This is a genomic window from Streptomyces sp. NPDC018026 (assembly GCF_044327745.1).
Lineage (GTDB): Bacteria > Actinomycetota > Actinomycetes > Streptomycetales > Streptomycetaceae > Streptomyces > Streptomyces rubrogriseus.
Genome location: NZ_JBIRFY010000009.1, coordinates 235,328 through 255,152, shown reverse-complemented (window position 1 = coordinate 255,152; position 19,825 = coordinate 235,328). Strand labels below are relative to the sequence as shown.

Genomic DNA, 19,825 nt, shown 5'->3' with positions numbered 1-19,825 from the left:
GATGACTCTCTCCTCGTGCTACTCGGCCGAGGGCGCCTCGCCCTCGTCCGTGCCGGTGGTCGCGGCACCCTCGGCGGTCTCGTCGACGGCCACATCGCCGTCGACCTCCTCCGCCTCGCGTCCCGCCTCGGCGTTGCGTGCGATGCCGACGACGGCATCGCGCTTGCCCAGATTGATCAGTTGAACGCCCATGGTGTCACGGCCGGTCTCCCTGACCCCGCTGACTCGCGTACGAATCACACCGCCCGAGAGTGTGATGGCGAGGATCTCGTCGTGCTCCTCGACCACCAGCGCGCCCACGAGCGACCCGCGATCCTCGACGATCTTGGCGGCCTTGATGCCGAGGCCGCCGCGACCCTGGACGCGGTACTCGTCGACGGAGGTGCGCTTCGCGTAACCGCCGTCGGTGGCAGTGAACACGAACGTACCGGCTCGAACAACATTCATCGAGAGCAGCTCGTCCCCTTCGCGGAAACTCATGCCCTTGACGCCCGAGGTGGCACGCCCCATCGGACGCAGTGTGTCGTCCGACGCGGTGAACCTGATCGACTGCGCCTTCTTGCTGATCAGCAGCAGATCGTCCTCGGCCGAGACGAGTTCGGCTCCGATCAGTTCGTCGTCGCTGCCGTCCGCCTGCTCCCGCAGGTTGATGGCGATGACGCCGCCGGAGCGCGGCGAGTCGTAGTCCTTCAGCGGCGTCTTCTTCACCAGACCGGCCTTCGTGGCCAGGACCAGGTACGGAACCGCCTCGTAGTCGCGGATCGCGCGGATCTGCGCGATCGTCTCGTCCGGCTGGAAGGCCAGCAGGTTCGCCACGTGCTGGCCGCGCGCGTCCCGGCCGGCGTCCGGCAGCTCGTACGCCTTGGCGCGGTAGACGCGGCCCTTGTTGGTGAAGAACAGCAGCCAGTGGTGCGTGGTGGACACGAAGAAGTGGTTGACGATGTCGTCTTCCTTGAGCTTCGTGCCGCGCACGCCCTTGCCGCCGCGCTTCTGCGCCCGGTAGTCGTCGGTCTTGGTGCGCTTGATGTAGCCGCCACGGGTGACCGTGACGACGATGTCCTCCTCGGCGATCAGGTCCTCGATGGACATGTCGCCCTCGTACGGGATCAGCTTGGTCTTGCGGTCGTCGCCGTACTTCTCGACGAGCGCGGTCAGCTCCTCGCTGACGATCCCGCGCTGGCGGACGGGGGAGGCGAGGATCTCGTTGTACTCGTTGATCTTCATCTGGAGCTCGTCGTGCTCGCGGACGATCTTCTGCCGCTCCAGGGCCGCGAGGCGGCGCAGCTGCATCTCCAGGATGGCGTTGGCCTGGATCTCGTCGATCTCCAGGAGGTCCATCAGGCCCCCGCGCGCGATCTCGACGGTGTCACTGCGCCGGATGAGCGCGATGACCTCGTCGATGGCGTCCAGCGCCTTGAGCAGGCCGCGCAGGATGTGCGCCCGCTCCTCCGCCTTGCGCAGCCTGAAGCGCGTACGGCGGACGATGACCTCGATCTGGTGGTTCACCCAGTGACGGATGAACGCGTCCAGGGACAGGGTGCGCGGCACGCCGTCGACCAGGGCCAGCATGTTGGCGCCGAAGTTGGTCTGCAGGTCGGTGTGCTTGTACAGGTTGTTCAGGACGACCTTGGCGACCGCGTCCCGCTTCAGCACGATGACCAGGCGCTGGCCGGTGCGGGACGACGTCTCGTCGCGGACGTCGGCGATGCCGCCGATCTTGCCGTCCTTCACCAGGTCGGCGATCTTCTGCGCGAGGTTGTCCGGGTTGACCTGGTAGGGCAGCTCCGTGACCACCAGGCACTGGCGGTTCTGGATCTCCTCGACCTCGACGACCGCGCGCATGGTGATCGAGCCGCGCCCGGTGCGGTACGCCTCCTCGATGCCCTTGCGGCCCACCACGAGGGCGCCGGTGGGGAAGTCGGGGCCCTTGATGCGCTCGATGAGCGCGTCGAGCAGCTCCTCGTGCGAGGCCTCGTAGTTCTCCAGGTACCACTGGGCACCGGCCGCGACCTCGCGCAGGTTGTGCGGCGGGATGTTGGTCGCCATGCCGACCGCGATACCGGCCGAGCCGTTGATCAGCAGGTTCGGGAAGCGGGCCGGCAGGACGGTCGGCTCCTGGGAGCGGCCGTCGTAGTTGTCCGTGAAGTCGACGGTCTCCTCGTCGATGTCGCGGACCATCTCCATCGACAGCGGCGCCATCTTGCACTCGGTGTACCGCATGGCCGCCGCCGGGTCGTTGCCCGGCGAGCCGAAGTTGCCGTTGGAGTCGACCAGCGGCATCCGCATCGACCAGGGCTGGGCGAGGCGGACCAGGGCGTCGTAGATGGAGCTGTCGCCGTGCGGGTGGTAGTTGCCCATGACGTCGCCGACGACGCGGGCGCACTTGTAGAAGCCGCGCTCGGGGCGGTAGCCGCCGTCGTACATGGCGTACAGCACGCGGCGGTGCACGGGCTTGAGGCCGTCGCGGACGTCGGGCAGCGCACGCGAGACGATGACGGACATCGCGTAGTCGAGGTAGGAGCGCTGCATCTCCGTCTCGAGCCCGACGGGCTCGACACGCATCGCCAGGGCGTCACCCTCGGGCGTCGTCACAGGAGTGTTCTCGTCGGTCATTGCTGGTGAAGGTCCTTCCTGGTGCGGTCAGCGGAGACCGACTCAGATGTCGAGGAAGCGGACGTCCTTGGCGTTGCGCTGGATGAACGCGCGCCGGGCCTCGACGTCCTCGCCCATCAGCACCGAGAACAGGTCGTCGGCCTGCGCGGCGTCGTCGAGCGTGACCTGGCCGAGCACCCGGTGCTCCTGGTCCATGGTCGTGATGCGCAGCTCCTCGGCGTTCATCTCGCCGAGGCCCTTGAAGCGCTGCACGGAGTCCTCGCGGATGCGCTTGCCCGCGTTGCGGCCCATCTCGATCAGCGCGTCGCGCTCGCGGTCGGAGTACGCGTACTCGAAGTCGTCCCGGCCCCACTTGATCTTGTACAGCGGCGGGCGGGACAGGTACACGTGCCCGGACTCGACCAGCGGCCGCATGAAGCGGAACAGGAAGGTCAGCAGCAGGGTGTTGATGTGCTGGCCGTCGACGTCGGCGTCCGCCATCAGAATGATCTTGTGATAGCGGAGCTTCTCGATGTCGAAGTCCTCGTGCACACCGGTGCCGAACGCGGAGATCATCGCCTGGATCTCCTGGTTCTGCAGGATCCGGTCGATGCGCGCCTTCTCCACGTTGAGGATCTTGCCGCGGATCGGGAGGATCGCCTGGTACTGCGGGTTCCGGCCGGACTTGGCGGAGCCGCCGGCGGAGTCGCCCTCGACGATGAAGATCTCGCACTTGGTCGGGTCGTTCGACTGGCAGTCGGACAGCTTGCCCGGCAGCGACGCCGACTCCAGCAGACCCTTGCGGCGCGTCAGGTCGCGGGCCTTGCGGGCCGCCACGCGCGCGTGGGCCGCCTGGATGCCCTTGCGGATGATGTCCGCGGCCTCGTTGGGGTTGCGGTCGAGCCAGTCCGTCAGGTGCTCGTAGACGACCTTCTGCACGAAGGTCTTCACCTCGGTGTTGCCCAGCTTCGTCTTGGTCTGGCCCTCGAACTGGGGCTCGCTCAGCTTGACCGAGATGATCGCCGTCAGGCCCTCGCGGATGTCGTCACCCGTGAGGTTGTCGTCCTTCTCGCGCAGCAGCTTCTTGTCCCGCGCGTACTTGTTGATCAGCGAGGTGAGCGCCGCGCGGAAGCCCTCCTCGTGCGTGCCGCCCTCGTGCGTGTGGATGATGTTGGCGAAGGAGTACACGCCCTCCGTGTAGCCGCCGTTCCACTGCATCGCGACCTCGAGGGACAGGCTCTTGTCCTTGTCCTCGGCCTCCAGGTCGATCACGGTCGGGTGCACCAGCTCTCCCTTGCGGGAGTTGAGGTACGTCACGAAGTCGACGATGCCGCCCTCGTAGTGGTACGAGACGCTCTTGACCTCGTGCTTCTCGTCCTCGCCCGCCTCGTCCGCGCCGGCGGTGGCCTTCGCCGACTCGCGCTCGTCGGTGAGGTTGATCTTCAGGCCCTTGTTGAGGAAGGCCATCTCCTGGAAGCGCCGGGAGAGCGTCTCGAAGGAGTAGTCGGTGGTCTCGAAGATGTCCCCGTCGGCCCAGAAGGTGACCGTCGTGCCGGTCTCCTCGGTGGCCTCGTGCCGGGCGAGCGACGCCGTGGGGACGCCCAGCTTGTACTCCTGCGTCCAGCGGTAGCCGTCGGTCTTGACCTCCACCGCCACCCTCGTGGAGAGGGCGTTGACGACGGAGACACCCACGCCGTGCAGACCACCGGAGACCGCGTAGCCGCCGCCCCCGAACTTGCCGCCCGCGTGCAGCACGGTCAGCACGACCTCGACGGCGGGCTTCCCCTCGGAGGGGACGATGCCCACCGGGATGCCACGGCCGTTGTCGACGACGCGGACACCGCCGTCGGGCAGGATCGTGACGTCGATCGTGTCCGCGTGACCGGCGAGTGCCTCGTCGACGGAGTTGTCCACGACCTCCTGCACCAGGTGGTGCAGGCCCCGCTCACCGGTCGAACCGATGTACATACCGGGTCGCTTGCGGACCGCGTCCAGACCCTCGAGGACGGTGATGGCACTGGCGTCGTACGACGCGGAGGCATCGCCGTGCGGGGTGCTCACCGCGTCGTTCACGCCGGTGTCGGTGGACGGGTTGTTCTCGTTGGGGTTGCCGGAATCGGCCACGAAGCGCCCTTTCTGGCACAGCACGAGCCGGGCTCGTCGGCAGGTTGCCGGAGCGGCTGCGGCATGTTGCGTTGGTAAGCCTTGATCAGCGTTGCTCAGCTAGTCCCGGACGGTCCCCACGTTCGGGGCGGGATTCTCTCTCATTCTACCGGTACCACTGACACTGATGGGGGTTTGCCGGTACCTGAGTCCGCATGTGCCGCCCTGAACCAGCCTCGTCCGACTCCCGATATGCGGATGGGGGCCTCAAGAGGCTCACAACGGCACTCAGCGCTTCGAGGCGTCAACCCTTTGCTACTTGGGAGTCAGATCGGGATTCGCGCTCGCGCGCAGGGGTACGACGCGGCGCGCGCCGACGGTTCACGCCGCCCGTCGTCGCCGTTTTTTGTGAGGTACATCACGCGCCCCTGACGGGCTGCCAGAACGCCCGCACATCACCCGTAGGTGTCACCAGGACCCTGGCTCCCAGGGGCCCGCAACGGCCCGTACCGCCGGCCCGGACCACCTGGGCCACCCGGCCCGAGAACCTTGATCATCCGTACCGAACCGTGCCCCAGGTCCTCGTTGAGGCGCGCCACCAGCGTCGGCGCGAGCAGCCGCAGGTTCGTCGCCCACGCCGTCGAGTCGCAGCGCACCACCAGCACCCGCTCGTCCTCGTCGTACCGCTCCGGCACGCAGTGCTTCGCCACGTCCGCACCGACGATCTCCGGCCAGCGGCCCATCACCCCGCCCACCGCGGCCGGTGTCTCCCAACCGCGCTCGGTGATCAGCCGGTTGATCGCGGAACCCAGCGCCATGGGGTCACGGCCGTCGGCCCGCGCCCCGGACCGCAGCCCCCCGCGCCGCGCCTGCTTCTTCTGCAGAGCCGCGTCCCCACGCGCGCGTGCCGCCTCCCGCGCCGCCCTGAGCGCCACGCGCGCGAGGTCGACGCCGGACGGCTCCGGGCCGCCGCTCCCGCGCTCGCCAGAGGGCTGCCCGGGGGGCTGCCCGGGGCCCGGCTCCGGTGCGTCCGCGCTCATACGCGCTCCACCGTGCCCTGCGCCACCGTGCACCGCGCCCCCGCCAGCACATCCGGTACGTCGTCGTCGACCGCGGCCGTCACCAGCACCTGCTCCCCGGGTGCCACCAGCTCCGCCAGCCGCTCCCGGCGCCGCGCGTCCAGCTCGGCGAACACGTCGTCCAGCACCAGCACCGGCTCGTTGCCCTCGGCCCGCAGCAGGTCGAACGACGCCAGCCGCAGCGCCAGCGCGTACGACCACGACTCGCCGTGGGAGGCGTACCCCTTGGCCGGCAGCGAGCCGAGCTTGAGCAGCAGGTCGTCCCGGTGCGGACCGACCAGGGTGACGCCCCGCTCGATCTCCTGCTTGCGCGCCTCGGCGAGCGCCGCCATCAGCTGCTCGTACAGGTCCTCACGCGTGTGCGCCTCACCGGGCGCCGACGGCTTGTACTCCAGGGCGACCGGGCCCCCGCCCGGGGCCAGCTGCTCGTACGCCTTGTCGGCCAGCGGCTGCACGGCCGCGATCAGGTCCAGGCGCTGGGCGAGCAGCTCGGCGCCCGCGCGCGCGAGGTGCTGGTCCCAGACGTCGAGCGTGGACAGGTCCATCGTCCGGCCGCCGTGCCGTCGGGCCAGCGCCGCCGACTTCAGCAGCGTGTTGCGCTGCTTGAGGACCCGGTCGTAGTCCGAACGCACCCCCGCCATCCGCGGGGAACGGGCGGTGATCAGCTCGTCCAGGAAACGGCGCCGCTCGCCCGGGTCGCCCTTCACCAGCGCGAGGTCCTCCGGCGCGAACAGCACCGTGCGCACGATGCCGAGCACATCACGCGGTCTGACCTGCGAGGACCTGTTGACGCGGGCGCGGTTGGCCCGGCCCGGGTTCAGCTCCAGCTCGATCAGCTGCTGCCGCTCGCCCTGCCGGACCTGGGCCCGGATCACGGCCCGCTCGGCGCCCATGCGCACCAGCGGGGCGTCGGAGGAGACCCGGTGGCTGCCGAGGGTGGCGAGGTAGCCGACCGCCTCGACCAGGTTCGTCTTGCCCTGCCCGTTCGGGCCGACGAAGGCGGTGACGCCCGGGTCCAGGGGCACCTCGACCCGGGCGTACGAACGGAAGTCGGCCAGCGACAGATGCGTGACGTGCATGGTCGTGCGCCGACCTCCCCAGCCTTCCGGTTACTTCCTACTTCTTCTCGACCGCGTGGCCGCCGAACTGATTGCGCAGCGCCGCGATCATCTTCATCTGCGGCGAGTCGTCCTGCCGGGACGCGAACCGCGCGAAGAGGGAGGCCGTGATCGCGGGCAGCGGCACCGCGTTGTCGATCGCCGCCTCCACAGTCCAGCGTCCCTCACCGGAGTCCTGTGCATAACCCCGGAGCCCGTTCAGGTGCTCGTCGTCGTCGAGCGCGTTGACCGCGAGGTCGAGGAGCCAGGAGCGGATCACCGTGCCCTCCTGCCAGGAACGGAAGACCTCGCGGACGTTCTCCACGGAGTCGACCTTCTCCAGCAGCTCCCAGCCCTCGGCATAGGCCTGCATCATGGCGTACTCGATGCCGTTGTGGACCATCTTCGCGAAGTGGCCCGCGCCCACCTTGCCGGCGTGCACGGCACCGAAGTCGCCCTCCGGCTTGAGCGCGTCGAAGACCGGCTGCACCTTGGCGACGTTCTCCGCGTCGCCGCCGTACATCAGCGCGTAGCCGTTCTCCAGGCCCCACACGCCGCCGGAGACACCGCAGTCGACGAAGCCTATGCCCTTGGCCGCCAGCTCCTCGGCGTGCTTCTCGTCGTCCGTCCAGCGGGAGTTGCCGCCGTCCACGACCACGTCGCCGGGCTCCAGCAGCTCGCCGAGCCGGTCGACGGTGGCCTGGGTGGCCTCGCCGGCCGGGACCATCACCCACACCACGCGCGGGGCGCTGAGCTTGCCCACAAGCTCTTCCAGGCTGGGGACGTCGGCGAGGTCCGGATTGCGGTCGTATCCGACGACGGTGTGGCCCGCGCGGCGGATCCGCTCGCGCATGTTGCCGCCCATCTTGCCGAGGCCGACGAGACCGAGCTCCATCAGTTGCGTTCCTTAAGGTGTGCGAGGTGGCAAGGCGGCACCTCCGAACCCGCCGGACGGGTGCCGCGGCACTTTCGTACCCGCGTCGAGCCTAAACCCGCACGCCCGTGCACAGCTGTGGGCATACGCGCTCAGACGTATGCCCCCACCTGCGGGTTCGTCCCCACCCTGTGGACAGCGGCTGACGGCGCCACCGGCCGGCGGGCGACGGCCTGTGGACTCAGCCGCTCAGCCGCACCGGCATGATCAGGTACTTGTAGGCCTCGTCCGCCTCGGCGTCCACCGCGGGCCTGCCGCTGAGCAGCGCCGGCTTCGTGGAGGTCGTGAAGGACAGCTGGGCGACCGGGGAGTCGATGGCGCTCAGACCGTCCAGCAGGAAGGTCGGGTTGAAGGCGATCGAGATGTCGTCGCCCTCCAGTTGCGCGTCGACCCTCTCCACAGCCTGTGCGTCGTCGCTGGAGCCGGCCTCCAGGATGAGCACGCCCTGCTCGAAGCTGAGCCGCACCGGCGTGTTGCGCTCGGCGACCAGGGCCACGCGCTTGACGGCCTCCACGAAGGGGGCGGTCTCGATCACGGCGACGCTGTTGAACTCGGTCGGGAACAGCGTCTTGTACTTCGGGAGGTCACCCTCAAGCAGCCGCGTCGTCGTCCGGCGGCCCGCACCCTCGAAACCGATCAGGCCCTCGCCCGCGCCCGAGCCGGACAGCGCCAGGATCACCTGGTCACCGCTGGTCAGCGCCTTGGCGGTGTCCTGGAGCGTCTTGGCGGGCACCAGGGCGACCGCGGAGATGTCCGGGTTCTCCGGCTTCCACAGGAACTCGCGGACCGCGAAGCGGTAGCGGTCGGTGGAGGCCAGCGTCACCGAGTCGCCCTCGATCTCGATGCGCACACCGGTCAGGACGGGCAGCGTGTCGTCGCGGCCCGCGGCGATCGCCACCTGCTGCACGGCGGAGGCGAAGACCTCACCGGGCACCGTGCCGGTCGCCTCCGGCATCTGCGGCAGCGCCGGATACTCCTCCACCGGCAGGGTGTGGAGGGTGAACCGCGAGGAGCCGCAGACCACCGTCGCCCGTACACCGTCTGTGGAAATCTCCACCGGCCGGTTGGGCAGGGCGCGGGAGATGTCGGCGAGCAGACGGCCGGAGACGAGGACCGTGCCCTCCTCCTCGATCTCGGCCTCCACCGACACCCGCGCCGAGACCTCGTAGTCGAAGCTGGACAGGCTCAGCTGCCCCTCCTCGGCCTTCAGCAGCAGGCCCGCGAGGACCGGCGCCGGCGGACGGGCCGGGAGGCTGCGAGCCGCCCAGGCGACTGCCTCCGCGAGTACGTCGCGTTCCACCCGGATCTTCACTGTTGCCGCCTCCTGCTGTTGCCGGCGCTGCTCGCCCTGCTTCGCCTTCGTCGTCTGACCGGTGTCGCCCGCCGCTGTGAGGGGCAGAACACCGGGGACCAGTCTGACGCACCCCACTGACAGTAGGTGCCGTTCGGGGTCAAGTCGTGACGAGGCGCGGTCGGGCCCGAGAGGCCGAGTTGTGCACAGGACCCGCTTCGAAACGAATTCCGCTCTCTCTCTAGTCGTCAGTAGTAGTAGGGCCTGTGGATACCGTGGATAACCTCGTTTGCCCAGGTCAGAGCAGGAATTTTGTCCACGGGGCCTGTGGGCGGAGCCGGTGGACAACCGGGCGTATCTGTGGAGAACAGAAAGTTCTGCACACACCGTGCACAGGGAGAGGCGACTTCTCCCCAGCGCCGTCCCCAGCTTTACCCAGGTTTCCCACAGCCCAACCAGGCAGCCTGGTGTGACGGCTTTCACTCGACGCGGTGACGGGGCGCGTCACGTTGCCGAACAGTGGACAGGCATGTGGAGAAGCTGGTGATCGCTGGGGACAACGCCCTCCAGCCTGTGGGTTGCCCGTGGACAACTGAATGCACAGCCTGTGGATCATTTCTTCGTCCACAGCCTGTGGAGATCCTTCGTCCACGAATCCACAGGGACCTGACCTGCCCTGATGATCCCTCACCAGCCTGGCCTGTGGACAGGATCGGGACAACTTCCCAGTCCCCAAGGTGTGGACGGAAAAAACTGGCCGAATCTGTGGACGACGGCCGTAACCCGGCGGGGATTCGAACAGCGGACAGGACAGCCGTACGAAGGCCGGGCGGGCGGGGAGCGGCGGGGAGCGGCGGGGAGCGGCGGGGAGCGGCGGGGAGCGGCGGGGAGCATGCGAAAGGCGCCCCCAGGGGTCCCGGAGGCGCCTTCGTGACCGGTGGCGGCGGTCGTCAGCCGTTCTTGATGCGGTTGGTCAGCTCGGTCACCTGGTTGTAGATCGAGCGCCGCTCGGCCATCAGATTGCGGATCTTGCGGTCCGCGTGCATCACCGTGGTGTGGTCCCGGCCGCCGAACAGCGCGCCGATCTTCGGCAGCGACAGGTCCGTCAGCTCGCGGCACAGGTACATGGCGATCTGCCGGGCCGTCACGAGCGCGCGCCCCCGCGAGGTGCCGCACAGGTCCTCGACGGTGAGGCCGAAGTAGTCGGCGGTGGCGCCCATGATGGCCGTGGAGGTGATCTCGGGGGCGGAGTCCTCGCCGCCGGGGATCAGGTCCTTGAGGACGATCTCGGTCAGGCCCAGGTCCACCGGCTGCCGGTTGAGCGACGCGAACGCCGTCACCCGGATCAGCGCGCCCTCCAGCTCGCGGATGTTGCGCGAGATCCGGGAGGCGATGAACTCCAGTACCTCCGGCGGGGCGTTGAGCTGCTCCTGGACCGCCTTCTTGCGCAGGATCGCGATGCGGGTCTCCAGCTCCGGCGGCTGGACGTCGGTGATCAGCCCCCACTCGAAGCGGTTGCGGAGCCGGTCCTCCAGCGTCACCAGCTGCTTGGGCGGCCGGTCGCTGGAGAGCACGATCTGCTTGTTGGCGTTGTGGAGGGTGTTGAAGGTGTGGAAGAACTCCTCCTGCGTCGACTCCTTGTCCGCGAGGAACTGGATGTCGTCGACGAGCAGGATGTCCATCTCGCGGTAGCGCTTGCGGAAGCTGTCGCCCTTGCCGTCGCGGATGGAGTTGATGAACTCGTTGGTGAACTCCTCCGAGCTCACGTAGCGCACGCGCGTGCCGGGGTAGAGGCTGCGCGCGTAGTGCCCGATGGCGTGCAGGAGGTGGGTCTTGCCGAGTCCCGACTCCCCGTAGATGAACAGGGGGTTGTAGGCCTTGGCGGGTGCCTCGGCGACGGCGACGGCTGCCGCGTGGGCGAAGCGGTTGGAGGCGCCGATGACGAAGGTGTCGAAGAGGTACTTCGGGTTCAGCCGCGCGGTCGGCTCGCCCGGGCCGGTGGCCGGCGCCGGCTGTGCCGCCAGCGGTCCGGGCGCCCCGGTGGCGGGCCCGGGGCCGACGGGGCCGCCGCGGTGGACGTGTCCGGATCCCGCCGGTGGCTCGGGCAGGTCGCGGCGCGGACCGCGCTGGTCGTAGTCACCCCGCTGCTGGTCGTAGTCGCCGCGGGGTTTGTCGTACTCGCCGCGGGACTGCTCGTAGTCGCCGCGCTGGGCGTCGTACGACGGGCGTTCCGGGGGCTGCGGCCGGTAGTCCTGCTGGTAAGAGGTGTGGGACTCGTGGGAGTACGGCGGTGGCGGCGGCTCCTGGCCGTACGGCTCCTGCGACGGGGACGCGTAGGGGTCCCGTTCCGGGAAGCCGAGGCGCTGCTGCTGCCAGCCGTAGTCGTCCTGCTGCGGGGGGCGGGGCCAGGAGCCGGGCTCGGGGCGCTGGTACTCCTGCGGATAGGCGGGCCGGGCGGTGGGGAGCTGGTCCGCGCGGTTGCGGCCGTAACCCTCGTACTCGTCGAGGTCGCGGTACTCCTCGCGGCCTCCCTGACCGGGGGCGGGGAGCTCGGGCTCCTCGTAGCGGTGCTGGGGGCGGGCGGGCGGCGGCTGGGGTGCCTGCGGGGCCTGCGGTGCTTGCGGGGCGGGGCCGGCGGGTTCGCCCGCGGTGTCGTCGACGGTGATCGCGATGCGGATCGGGCGCCCGCACTCGCGGCTCAGGGTCTCGCTGACGATCGGTGCGAGGCGGCCCTCCAGTACGCCTTTCGCAAATTCGTTCGGTACGGCGAGCAGAGCGGTGTCGGCGACCAGCGCGAGCGGCTGGCAGCGCCGGATCCAGTGCTCGTCCTTCGACTCGACGCCCTGCCCGCGGCCCTCTCCGAGAAGTTGCTCCAATACGCGTGGCCACACTGCGGCAAGATCGGCAGGTACGTCAGCCACAGGGCACGCTCTCTCACGAGTCCCTCGAAGGTGTGATTCGGGGACGGGTCGGGATGAAACTCGGGTGGGGCAGGGATAAGGGAACGAATCGGAGTCCAGTCACGGTAGTCAGCGCGACGGGTAGGGTTCAAGTTGTTGTCCCCAGCCTGTGGACAAGTGTCTCCCGGTCACCGCTGGTTTGACCGAATGGCGCAGTCGCACGTACCGTAACCAGGTCGAGTTGTCGATGGCTGCTGCCGCCTGCCTCCGATGGGCACAGGTCACGTCCAAGGTGATCGAAAAGCGGTGCACTCGGGCGTAACGCGAGCTACTCGTGGGCGCACGGTGACAGCCAGGACGGCACCCCGCCAACACCCGAATCTTTCTGGAGCCCCCGAGTGAGCAAGCGCACCTTCCAGCCGAACAACCGTCGCCGCGCGAAGACCCACGGCTTCCGGCTGCGTATGCGTACCCGTGCCGGCCGCGCGATTCTCGCGACCCGCCGCAGCAAGGGTCGCGCCCGTCTGTCCGCCTGATCCCGGTCAGGTCATGACATCGTGCTGCCCACCGAGAACCGGCTGAGGCGGCGCGAGGACTTCGCGACCGCGGTACGACGAGGTCGCCGGGCCGGCCGCCCGGCCCTCGTCGTCCACCTTCGAAGCGGTGCCACGGACCCGCACGCGCCTGGGGAGAGCGCTCCCCGGACACGTGCGGGTTTCGTCGTGAGCAAAGCCGTGGGTGTCGCGGTCGTGCGCAACAAGGTGAAGCGCAGGCTTCGCCATCTGATGCGCGACCGGATCGACCTGTTGCCCCCCGGTAGCCTGGTAGTCGTACGAGCGCTGCCCGGTGCGGGTGACGCCGACCATGCACAGCTGGCCCGAGACCTGGACGCCGCCCTGGCGCGGCTACTGGGAGGGGGCGCGCGATGAAGTACCCGCTGCTGGCTCTGATCAAGCTCTACCAGTGGACGATCAGTCCGCTGCTGGGGCCGGTGTGCAAGTACTACCCGTCGTGTTCCCACTACGGCTACACGGCCATCGACCGGCACGGAGCCGTCAAGGGCACGGCACTCACCGCCTGGCGCATCCTGCGGTGCAATCCGTGGTCGCTGGGCGGCGTGGACCATGTTCCGCCGCGCAAGCGCCCGCGGTGGCACGAAATGCTGCGTGCCGCCTGGCGGGCACGCAAGGGCGGGACCTCCGCCGCCGAACCGGCCACCGAAGGAAGGCCTGCTCATCCGAGCTCGTCCGATCCTTCGAGCCCGGCCGCAGAGACCTCGCCCCATGCCCAAGGAGCATGATTAGTGGACACGATTGCCAGCCTCTTCAGCTTTATCACCTGGCCCGTCTCCTGGGTCATCGTCCAGTTCCACACGGTGTACGGGGCGATCTTCGGACCTGACACCGGATGGGCCTGGGGCCTGTCCATCGTGTCCCTGGTGATCCTCATCCGCATCTGCCTGATCCCGCTCTTCGTGAAGCAGATCAAGGCGACGCGCGGGATGCAGACGCTCCAGCCGGAGATGAAGAAGATCCAGGAGCGCTACAAGAACGACAAACAGCGTCAGTCCGAAGAGATGATGAAGCTGTACAAGGAGACGGGCACCAACCCGCTCTCCTCGTGCCTTCCCATCCTGGCGCAGTCCCCGTTCTTCTTCGCCCTGTACCACGTGCTCAACGGCATCGCGTCCGGCGACACCATCGGCGCCGTCAACCAGGACCTGCTGGAGAGCGCGCAGAAGGCGCACATCTTCGGCGCCCCGCTCGCCTCCAAGTTCTTCAGCAGCGAGAGCGACGTCGCCGCGCTCAGCGCCTCCCTGACCGACGTCCGCGTCGTGACTGCGATCATGATCGTGCTGATGTCGGCCTCGCAGTTCTTCACCCAGCGCCAGCTGATGACGAAGAACGTCGACACCACGGTGAAGACGCCGTTCATGCAGCAGCAGAAGATGCTGATGTACGTCTTCCCCGTCATGTTCGCCGTCTTCGGCGTCAACTTCCCCGTCGGTGTCCTCGTCTACTGGCTGACCACGAACGTGTGGACCATGGGCCAGCAGATGTACGTCATCCGCAACAACCCGACGCCGGGCTCCAAGGCGCAGGCCTCCTACCTGGAGCGGCTGCACAAGAGCGTCACCGAGCACGGCAAGACCCGTCGCCGGGGCGAGAAGGCCATCGTGAAGGCCATCGTCGCCAAGGGCCGGGACCGCAACGAGGCCGAGCGGAAGTTCATCAACGGTCTGAACAAGGCGGGCCTGGCGGCTCAGGCCGACGGCAACGTGGTGAAGAGCGACACCGCCGTGGCCGCCCAGAGCGCGGACGGCTCGACCGTGGCCACCGCGGCTCAGCCCAAGCGTCAGCAGCCCAAGCGGCAGAGCAAGTCCCAGCGTCAGGCCAAGCCCGCCGGCGAGGCCGAGCCGAAGACGTCGCTGACCAAGTCGGACGAGCCGGAGGACGCCAAGCCGGCCGGCAAGCAGGACGCCAAGCAGGATGCCAAGCCTGCCGGCGGCGCCAAGAAGCCGGCTCAGAAGTCCGGCGGCGGTGGCCGCAGCAAGGCACAGTCCGGACAGCGCAAGGGCCCGCAGCGGCCCAAGTCCCCGTCGAAGAAGTAAGAAGGAGTCCATCCCGTGACGGAAGGCACCACCTCCGCCGCCGCCGAGGGTGCAGACACCCTCACCCGCCTCGAGCAGGAGGGCGAGATCGCCGCGGACTACCTGGAGGGTCTGCTCGACATCGCCGACCTCGACGGTGACATCGACATGGACGTCGAGGCCGACCGTGCCTCCGTCTCGATCATCAGCGACAGCAAGAGCCGGGACCTGGAGAAGCTGGTCGGCCGGGACGGTGAGGTGCTGGAGGCTCTGCAGGAGCTCACGCGTCTGGCCGTGCACCGCGAGACCGGTGACCGCAGCCGCCTGATGCTCGACATCGCGGGGTACCGCGCCGACAAGCGCGCCGAGCTGTCCGAGCTGGGGGCCAAGGCCGCGGCCGAGGTCAAGAGCAGCGGCGAGTCCGTGCGGCTGAAGCCGATGACGCCCTTCGAGCGCAAGGTCGTGCACGACGCGGTCAAGGCCGCGGGACTGCGCAGCGAGTCCGAGGGCGAGGAGCCGGAGCGCTTCGTCGTCGTGCTTCCCGCCTGATCGGTCCTCTCGTTCTCCGGCCCCGTCTGTTGCGCAGGCGGGGCCGAATTTTGTCAGCCTGATAGTTCTGGTGGTTCTGGTTCCGGCGCCCGGTGCGCCGGTGCCGTACGGAAGGACGGTCCCCGTGTCGGAGGCAGCGGAGCTCCCCCCTGTACCCGAGCAGGCACGTGATGTGTTCGGTGATCGCTACGCGGACGCGGTCCGCTACGCGGAACTGCTCGCCGAGGCGGGGGTGAAGCGTGGCCTGATCGGCCCGCGAGAAGTACCCCGGCTCTGGGAGCGGCACCTGCTGAACTGCGCGGTGCTCTCGGAGGTCGTGCCCGAGGGAGTGACGGTGTGCGACGTCGGTTCGGGAGCCGGCCTGCCGGGTATCCCGCTGGCGCTGGTGCGGGAAGACCTGAAGATCACCCTTCTTGAGCCGCTGCTGCGCCGCACGAACTTCCTGACCGAGGTCGTGGAGCTGCTGGGGCTGGACCATGTCACCGTGGTGCGGGGCCGGGCCGAGGAGGTCATGGGCAAGCTGCCGCCGGTGCATGTGGTGACGGCCCGTGCCGTAGCCCCGCTGGACCGCCTCGCCACCTGGGGCATTCCCCTGCTGCGCCCGTACGGGGAGATGCTCGCCCTCAAGGGCGACACGGCTGAGGAGGAGCTGAAGGCGGCGACCGCGGCGCTGAGCAAACTCGGTGCGGAGCAGACGTCCATCCTCCACGTCGGCGAGGGCGTCGTGGATCCCCTGTCCACCGTGGTGCGCGTAGAGGTGGGCGAGAGCCCCGGTGGTGTGCGCTTCGCCGCCAAGCGGGCCAAGGCCGCACGGACCGGTCGGACGCGGCGACGTCGCGGCTAGCGACTCGACTTCGCTCGGTGGTCAGTCGTACTCCACCCAGCCGTACTCCACACAGGCCGTACTCCACACAAGCTGCCCTGCTCACGTATGCCGGAGTGTCGCGGCAGTTCGGCATCAGCTGCTGTGCATCGTGTTTCACGTGAAACGTCGCTCACTGCTGCACGGCATCATCAGCCGCGGCCGCGCCGCGGCCGACCCCCGCGACCGAAAGCCTCTCGGGTCGCTCGGAGAGGGCACGGAGTTGTCCACAGAGGTGGATTTCTCCACAGAAGACCAGGCCTCACTGGTTCATGACCCCGGAGGCATGGGAGGCTCTGTTCATTGCGAGCCTGAAGTCGAGGAGAGTGAATCCTTGCGGTCCGACGCCAATATCGCGGGACCGATGACCGATCCGGTCCCCGGTCCCCGTACCGAGTCGATGGGGGCGGATGTTTCACGTGAAACACCGCCTCCGATGGACGACACGCCGATCGGTCGTGCTGCCCAACTGGCGGTGGAGGCTCTGGGCCGCGCCGGCGAGGGGCTGCCGCGACCCGAGCAGACCCGGGTCATGGTCGTAGCGAACCAGAAGGGCGGTGTGGGCAAGACGACGACGACCGTCAATCTTGCCGCCTCACTCGCCCTGCACGGTGCGAGAGTCCTGGTGGTCGACCTCGACCCGCAGGGCAACGCCTCCACCGCGCTGGGGATCGACCATCACGCCGATGTACCGTCCATCTACGACGTGCTGGTCGAGAGCCGACCGCTGTCGGAAGTGGTCCAGCCGGTCCCCGATGTCGAGGGTCTGTTCTGTGCGCCCGCCACGATCGATCTCGCCGGTGCGGAGATCGAACTGGTCTCTCTGGTCGCACGCGAGAGCCGCCTCCAGCGAGCGATCACGGCGTACGAGCAGCCGCTGGACTACATCCTCATCGACTGCCCGCCCTCCCTCGGTCTGCTGACCGTCAATGCCCTCGTCGCGGGCCAGGAGGTGCTGATTCCCATCCAGTGCGAGTACTACGCCCTGGAAGGGCTGGGGCAGCTGCTCCGCAACGTCGACCTGGTGCGGGGACATCTCAATCCCACGCTGCATGTATCGACGATCCTCCTCACCATGTACGACGGCCGGACGCGGCTCGCGTCGCAGGTCGCGGACGAGGTGCGCAGCCACTTCGGCGAGGAGGTGTTGCGGACGAGCATTCCCCGCTCGGTCCGTATCTCCGAGGCCCCGAGCTATGGGCAGACGGTACTGACCTACGATCCTGGATCAAGTGGAGCCCTCTCCTATCTGGAGGCGGCCCGTGAGATCGCGCTGAAGGGTGTGGGCGTCACCTATGACGCCACCCACGCCCACGTCGGCGCTCAGAACGATCCGAGCATGGTGGAGGGGACCCAGTGAGTGAGCGACGGAGGGGGTTGGGTCGTGGCCTCGGTGCACTGATCCCCAACGCCCCGACCGAGAAGTCGGTTGCCTCGGCAGCCTTGGGGAGCGCGGCATCTGCGGCCCCGGGGACGATGCCTCTGCTGCCGAGCGAGCGTGGGGTGGCCGCGGCGAAGGTGGCCACGCTGCCGCATGTTTCACGTGAAACCGAAGAGCCGACGGCGTCGCAGGGCGTGGAGGGGCTTCGGCCGCCCATGGGGGCGCACTTCGCCGAGGTTCCGCTTGACGCCATCACGCCGAACCCGAAGCAGCCGCGCAAGGACTTCGACGACGACGCGCTGGCCGAGCTCGTCACCTCCATCCGAGAGGTCGGTCTCCTCCAGCCGGTTGTCGTTCGGCCGACGGAGCCCGGGCGCTATGAGCTCATCATGGGTGAGCGCCGCTTCCGCGCCTGCCGAGAGCTGGAGCTGGACGCCATCCCGGCGATCGTGCGGGCGACGGAGGACGAGAAGCTCCTTCTGGACGCGCTCCTGGAGAACCTGCACCGCGCTCAGCTGAATCCGCTGGAGGAGGCCTTCGCCTACGACCAGTTGCTGAAGGACTTCAGCTGCACGCATGACCAGCTGGCGGACCGTATCGGCCGCTCCCGTCCGCAGGTGTCCAACACCCTGCGTCTGCTGAAGCTCTCCCCGAAGGTGCAGAACCGGGTGGCCGCAGGTGTGCTCTCCGCGGGGCACGCGCGAGCCCTGCTGTCCGTGGACGACCCGGAGGAGCAGGATCGACTGGCGCATCGCATCGTGGCCGAAGGGCTCTCGGTGCGGTCGGTCGAAGAGATCGTGACCCTGATGGGTTCCCGGCCGCAGAAGCCGCAGCGAGCCAAGGGCCCGCGGGCCGGCTCTCTGGTCTCCCCAGCACTGTCGGACCTTGCGACGCGGCTCTCGGACCGCTTCGAGACGCGTGTGAAGGTCGACCTGGGACAGAAGAAGGGCAAGATCACCGTGGAGTTCGCCTCCATGGACGACCTTGAGCGGATCCTCGGCAGTCTCGCTCCCGGCGAGGGCCCCGTACTGCAGAAGGGCCTCCTGGAGGACGAGGACGGGAACGGGGACATCGAGTCCTGATCGGCTGTCTTGAGGGCGGGCCGCGTCCGGTGCATACCGGAACACGGTCCGCCCTTTGCTTTGCGTCGGTGTCGGGTCCACCGCATCGTGGATACGATGCGAGCGGGAGAGCGTTGTCACCTGGCGGTACCTCTGGGAGGAAGGCAGGGGCCATGCGAACGATGAGCCGTACCGAATGGGTGAGCGCGGGCTTGGGACTGGGCGCGGTCGGTGGGTTCATCGGCAGCCTGCTCAGGGAACGGAGCGCTCTGACAGCCGCCCGCGACGCGGCAGGGGAAGGAAGCGAGGATCAGCCTTCATGGGGCGCCGGCTCGTACCGCTCACGCTGGACAACCTTCAGGACCTTCCCCAGCGCTGTCGCTCGTGCGTCTTCTGGGAACTGGACCCCGTCAGCGGCGAGGCCGCGGTAGAGGCCGGTACGCCGGCCCTGGAGAAGGAGTCCTGGATCTCCGCCGTGCTGCTGGACTGGGGATCCTGCGGCCGGGTGGTCTACGTCGATGACGTGCCGGTGGGCTTCGTTCTGTATGCACCGCCCGCGTATGTGCCGCGCTCGGGGGCTTTCCCCACCAGTCCGGTCTCCTCCGACGCGGTTCAGTTGATGACCGCGTTCGTGATGCCGGGGTACCAGGGCCAGGGGCTGGGCCGGGTGATGGTCCAGACGGTCGCCAAGGACCTCCTGCGTCGTGGCTTCAAGGCCATCGAGGCGTTCGGCGACGCCCGCTGGAAGGAGCCCGCCTGCGTTCTGCCGGCGGAGCATCTCCTGGCGGTGGGCTTCAAGACGGTCCGACCGCATCCCCGGCATCCGCGGCTGCGGCTGGATCTTCGCTCCACACTGTCCTGGAAGGAAGACGTGGAGATGGCTCTGGACCGCCTGCTCGGCGCCGTGCAGAAGGAGCCGGCGCTGCGTCCGCTGTAGCTCGGCACCGGAGACCGCTGTACACCAAATGGGCCGACCCGTTCGGGTCGGCCCATTTGTGTTTCACGTGAAACGTCAGTCGACGATCGTCAGTCGGCGATGAAGTCCTCGAGGTCGCGGACGATCGCGGCCTTCGGCTTCGCACCGACGATGGTCTTGGCGACCTCGCCACCCTGGTAGACGTTCAGGGTCGGGATGGACATGACGCCGTACTTGGCGGCCGTACCCGGGTTCTCGTCGATGTTCAGCTTGACGATCTCGATCTTGTCGCCGTACTCGGCGGCGATGGCCTCGAGGGACGGCGCGATCTGGCGGCACGGACCGCACCAGGCGGCCCAGAAGTCCACCAGGACGGGCTTGTCGTTCTTGAGGACGTCCTGCTCGAAGGAGTCGTCAGTCACATGCTTCAGGGTGCCGGCCACGGCGGGCTCCTAACTGGTTGGTGCGAG

17 protein-coding genes are annotated in these 19,825 nt (G+C 68.5%); 9 read left to right on the top strand and 8 right to left on the bottom strand.

Going from position 1 to position 19,825, the window contains the following annotated elements; all coding sequences use genetic code 11:
* Window positions 1-18 precede the first annotated feature (18 nt).
* The 7 genes from gyrA to dnaA form a co-directional block, all read right to left on the bottom strand.
* Entirely contained in the window at window positions 19-2,613 is a 2,595-nt protein-coding gene (gene gyrA / locus ACH4D3_RS27250; protein ID WP_398326948.1) for a DNA gyrase subunit A, read from the bottom strand.
* Between the two features lie 42 nt (window positions 2,614-2,655).
* Entirely contained in the window at window positions 2,656-4,716 is a 2,061-nt protein-coding gene (gene gyrB / locus ACH4D3_RS27245) for a DNA topoisomerase (ATP-hydrolyzing) subunit B (protein ID WP_398326945.1), read from the bottom strand.
* A 434-nt stretch (window positions 4,717-5,150) separates the two neighbouring features.
* Window positions 5,151-5,735, bottom strand: a complete 585-nt coding sequence (locus ACH4D3_RS27240; RefSeq protein ID WP_398326942.1) for a DUF721 domain-containing protein — start codon at window positions 5,733-5,735, stop codon at window positions 5,151-5,153.
* Complete coding sequence (gene recF, locus ACH4D3_RS27235; protein ID WP_398326939.1) at window positions 5,732-6,853, bottom strand: DNA replication/repair protein RecF; 1,122 nt, start codon at window positions 6,851-6,853, stop codon at window positions 5,732-5,734. Before recF ends, ACH4D3_RS27240 begins: the two co-directional genes overlap by 4 nt.
* A 37-nt stretch (window positions 6,854-6,890) precedes the next feature.
* The gene (gnd, locus tag ACH4D3_RS27230; RefSeq protein WP_398326936.1) at window positions 6,891-7,766 is read right to left on the bottom strand and encodes a phosphogluconate dehydrogenase (NAD(+)-dependent, decarboxylating); all 876 of its coding nucleotides are present in this window, start codon (window positions 7,764-7,766) and stop codon (window positions 6,891-6,893) included.
* 220 nt (window positions 7,767-7,986) lie between these two features.
* The gene (gene dnaN / locus ACH4D3_RS27225; RefSeq protein ID WP_003975054.1) at window positions 7,987-9,117 is read right to left on the bottom strand and encodes a DNA polymerase III subunit beta; all 1,131 of its coding nucleotides are present in this window, start codon (window positions 9,115-9,117) and stop codon (window positions 7,987-7,989) included.
* 929 nt (window positions 9,118-10,046) lie between these two features.
* A complete protein-coding gene (gene dnaA / locus ACH4D3_RS27220; RefSeq protein WP_398326933.1) occupies window positions 10,047-12,017 on the bottom strand; it encodes a chromosomal replication initiator protein DnaA in 1,971 nt (656 codons plus the stop codon).
* A 377-nt stretch (window positions 12,018-12,394) separates the two neighbouring features.
* Between dnaA and rpmH the strand changes: the two genes are divergently transcribed.
* From rpmH to ACH4D3_RS27175, 9 genes are all read left to right on the top strand, one after another.
* On the top strand, window positions 12,395-12,532 hold the full coding sequence (rpmH, locus tag ACH4D3_RS27215) for a 50S ribosomal protein L34 (protein WP_003975051.1): 138 nt from the start codon (window positions 12,395-12,397) through the stop codon (window positions 12,530-12,532).
* A gap of 21 nt (window positions 12,533-12,553) precedes the next feature.
* Window positions 12,554-12,925 carry a ribonuclease P protein component gene (gene rnpA / locus ACH4D3_RS27210; RefSeq protein WP_042822545.1) on the top strand — a complete coding sequence of 124 codons (372 nt, stop codon included), beginning with the start codon at window positions 12,554-12,556 and terminating at the stop codon, window positions 12,923-12,925.
* On the top strand, window positions 12,922-13,296 hold the full coding sequence (yidD, locus tag ACH4D3_RS27205) for a membrane protein insertion efficiency factor YidD (RefSeq protein WP_003975049.1): 375 nt from the start codon (window positions 12,922-12,924) through the stop codon (window positions 13,294-13,296). Before rnpA ends, yidD begins: the two co-directional genes overlap by 4 nt.
* Before the next feature lie 3 nt (window positions 13,297-13,299).
* Window positions 13,300-14,607 carry a membrane protein insertase YidC gene (yidC, locus tag ACH4D3_RS27200; RefSeq protein WP_398326929.1) on the top strand — a complete coding sequence of 436 codons (1,308 nt, stop codon included), beginning with the start codon at window positions 13,300-13,302 and terminating at the stop codon, window positions 14,605-14,607.
* Window positions 14,608-14,622: 15 nt separating this feature from the next.
* Window positions 14,623-15,135: a R3H domain-containing nucleic acid-binding protein gene (locus ACH4D3_RS27195; protein WP_115743094.1), complete on the top strand. Its 513-nt coding sequence runs from the start codon at window positions 14,623-14,625 to the stop codon at window positions 15,133-15,135.
* A gap of 124 nt (window positions 15,136-15,259) precedes the next feature.
* Window positions 15,260-15,979 (top strand): 16S rRNA (guanine(527)-N(7))-methyltransferase RsmG, encoded by a 720-nt coding sequence (gene rsmG, locus ACH4D3_RS27190; protein ID WP_115743095.1) that lies wholly within the window; start codon window positions 15,260-15,262, stop codon window positions 15,977-15,979.
* A gap of 304 nt (window positions 15,980-16,283) precedes the next feature.
* Window positions 16,284-17,357 carry a ParA family protein gene (locus ACH4D3_RS27185; RefSeq protein ID WP_398327079.1) on the top strand — a complete coding sequence of 358 codons (1,074 nt, stop codon included), beginning with the start codon at window positions 16,284-16,286 and terminating at the stop codon, window positions 17,355-17,357.
* The gene (locus tag ACH4D3_RS27180; protein ID WP_398326924.1) at window positions 17,354-18,460 is read left to right on the top strand and encodes a ParB/RepB/Spo0J family partition protein; all 1,107 of its coding nucleotides are present in this window, start codon (window positions 17,354-17,356) and stop codon (window positions 18,458-18,460) included. The genes ACH4D3_RS27185 and ACH4D3_RS27180 overlap by 4 nt, the downstream gene beginning before the upstream one ends.
* Window positions 18,461-18,758: 298 nt before the next feature.
* Window positions 18,759-19,376, top strand: a complete 618-nt coding sequence (locus ACH4D3_RS27175; RefSeq protein WP_398326921.1) for a GNAT family N-acetyltransferase — start codon at window positions 18,759-18,761, stop codon at window positions 19,374-19,376.
* 89 nt (window positions 19,377-19,465) lie between these two features.
* On the opposite strand, the gene trxA is transcribed toward ACH4D3_RS27175, so the two are convergent.
* The gene (gene trxA, locus ACH4D3_RS27170; protein WP_003975042.1) at window positions 19,466-19,798 is read right to left on the bottom strand and encodes a thioredoxin; all 333 of its coding nucleotides are present in this window, start codon (window positions 19,796-19,798) and stop codon (window positions 19,466-19,468) included.
* Window positions 19,799-19,825 lie beyond the last annotated feature (27 nt).

Coding starts and splice junctions, on each gene's coding strand:
- gyrA (WP_398326948.1), bottom strand. CDS start 2,613: ATGACCGACGAGAACACTCCTGTGACGACGCCCGAGGGTGACGCCCTG.
- ACH4D3_RS27240 (WP_398326942.1), bottom strand. CDS start 5,735: ATGAGCGCGGACGCACCGGAGCCGGGCCCCGGGCAGCCCCCCGGGCAG.
- recF (WP_398326939.1), bottom strand. CDS start 6,853: ATGCACGTCACGCATCTGTCGCTGGCCGACTTCCGTTCGTACGCCCGG.
- gnd (WP_398326936.1), bottom strand. CDS start 7,766: ATGGAGCTCGGTCTCGTCGGCCTCGGCAAGATGGGCGGCAACATGCGC.
- yidD (WP_003975049.1), top strand. CDS start 12,922: ATGAAGTACCCGCTGCTGGCTCTGATCAAGCTCTACCAGTGGACGATC.
- ACH4D3_RS27185 (WP_398327079.1), top strand. CDS start 16,284: ATGGGAGGCTCTGTTCATTGCGAGCCTGAAGTCGAGGAGAGTGAATCC.
- ACH4D3_RS27175 (WP_398326921.1), top strand. CDS start 18,759: ATGGGGCGCCGGCTCGTACCGCTCACGCTGGACAACCTTCAGGACCTT.